Genomic DNA, 499 nt, shown 5'->3' on the forward strand with positions numbered 1-499 from the left:
CGGTGCCAACCTGTTGAGCAAATCACAGGCGGAAAAATGGCTGGCGGAAGTCGCGGAAAACGCCCAGCTACCCGATGCTGCGGGCGTCACCCAGCTACCGCCGTCCAAAGCCTTTCCCGACGGCGCCAACCCCGAGGAGAAACGGCCCTACCACTGGGAAGACCAGCCGCTGTTCGAGGACACGGCGATTGAAGCACTGACCAGCAAGGTGCTCGGTGCTTACCAGGATGATTACCTGTTTCTGGTACTGCGCGACGACATTGGCGTGATGCGCGATCTGGCCGCGGCCCAGTTGAAAGTGGCGGACTGGATCGAGCAGTGGAGTGCGGATGACAAGCGTCAGACCCAGTACCTGAGCGGCGCTTACATCCAGTCCTTGTACGACGTCAACGACTCGCGGCTGCAGGCCTTGAGCGCAACGGATGCGGACATCCAGGCGCTGCGGGACGAGACCAGCGAGGCGCAACAGTCGAGCATCTACGAATTTCTCAAGGTCCGG

The 499-nt window shown here is 61.3% G+C and carries 1 pseudogene; it reads left to right on the forward strand.

Annotated elements, in window-relative coordinates:
* Positions 1 to 499 (forward strand): annotated as a pseudogene (locus NPS47_RS25390) (toxin VasX); the annotation flags it as partial.

Source organism: Pseudomonas putida (genome assembly GCF_028682475.1).
Lineage (GTDB): Bacteria > Pseudomonadota > Gammaproteobacteria > Pseudomonadales > Pseudomonadaceae > Aquipseudomonas > Aquipseudomonas putida_AG.